The following is a 1,398-nucleotide window of genomic DNA, read 5'->3' on the forward strand; positions in this document are numbered from 1 at the left end:
TGTGGCGACACATGGACAAAATAGCATTGCGTTCAAAGTAATTCCAGCGATGTTTGCCCCCCCTGATGGTGGTGAGGGGAGACAGGCCAACAATATCAACCCACCGCCTGACTGTGTTTATGCTAAGTCCCACTTCCCTGGCAGTCGCAGCGCAGGTCATCAGCTTGATATCAACCTTTGGAAGTCTTTTCCCACGCTGGAAAAACGGGCGCACCATGGGAGTCGTGTCAACAAACTTGGCAATTTTGCCAACGGCATCCCAGTTGTAAAAACGCACTTTTGCACCCAACGGGCCATGTGAATAGGCCGTTGCTGGAACGAACTCATCTTGCCACTCGAAGATGTAGTTAAGAATGGTGTTGCGAGTAAGGCCCAAAAGTTCCTCAACTTCGCTCACGCTGTACAGCTCTTTTTTGTTTGACTTTTTCTTCATTTGGCACCTCCAAGAGTAGTGGTAGGCTTACTCAATTCAGCCTGTAGTTGTATCATAATGTCAACAGCATCTCGGCTCCATGGGATTAACACCGAAGTTGTGCCCTCTGTGTCTATTTGTTGGACTTTGGTTTCAAGCCCAAGCAAATGCAGATAGTTAACAGCTCGCCGCAAGCGTTTACGCTTAGACGAGACAAACACAGAAAACCACGCCAACACCGACCCATCCATGTCACGCATTATATCACATCGCTTCCACCGCCATCGGGGTCGAAGAAGGGGTCACCGTCAACTAGCATCTCAGCCCATTCATCGACGACGCTAGAGACAGTAGCGGATGTGCGTGGCGTGTTGTCTGCAATAGATTCTCCAAAAATGAGGTCAACGCCAGACTCCACACGCGAAGGTCTATCCCTCCCTGTTGGAGCAGGGCGTCCAATGTTCCATGTCCGTTCTACTGGCCCAGCTCCCAAACTAGCGCGGCTCGACTGCGCAGCTCGCATAGCTTCATAAAATGTCGAGTTAATCTCATCCTCTCGACGATTGCGCGGGGAGGCCGCGGATGAGGGTCGAGATGGGGGCATAGTCACACGCCTTTCCCTCGGATGCGGTGCAGCTTCCATCCCGCTGTGATAAAGTTCCCCGTAATCTATCCTTGAATCTCTCGCCCTGCTGGGCGGCACGATTGGCTGTATTTCTACAGCCTCCCGTTTGTCAATCTTGCGAGCCTTGCGCTTCCCTTTGGGCTTGCGAGTATGGCGATTGGGCTTTGACAGCATGGCCAGCACCATCTGCTCAAGTGGTGTACTGCCGTCTAGCAAGTAGCTATCCCCACCGCACCAATCGCAAGTGTCCATCGCATCTGTGGACTCCCATTCATGGCTGCAAGATTTGCAATGCAGTAAAGGCATAATTCCTCCTACCCCAAGTCCCATAGGACTATTAAGTTCTCACCATTGTAAAATG

The 1,398-nt window shown here is 51.4% G+C and carries 1 protein-coding gene and 1 pseudogene; both read right to left on the reverse strand.

The genetic code is table 11. The annotated features are described in order from the left end of the window. Positions 1-433: pseudogene (locus HWQ67_RS18520) on the reverse strand (hypothetical protein); the annotation flags it as partial. Between the two features lie 238 nt (positions 434-671). Beyond that, positions 672-1,289 carry a hypothetical protein gene (locus HWQ67_RS18525; RefSeq protein ID WP_218254174.1) on the reverse strand — a complete coding sequence of 206 codons (618 nt, stop codon included), beginning with the start codon at positions 1,287-1,289 and terminating at the stop codon, positions 672-674. Positions 1,290-1,398 lie beyond the last annotated feature (109 nt).

The organism is Candidatus Magnetobacterium casense, assembly GCF_019173545.1.
Taxonomy (GTDB): domain Bacteria; phylum Nitrospirota; class Thermodesulfovibrionia; order Thermodesulfovibrionales; family Magnetobacteriaceae; genus Magnetobacterium; species Magnetobacterium cryptolimnobacter.

Excerpts from the sequence above, each read along its gene's own strand:
- HWQ67_RS18525 (WP_218254174.1), bottom strand. The coding sequence starts at position 1,289 with ATGGACACTTGCGATTGGTGCGGTGGGGATAGCTACTTGCTAGACGGC.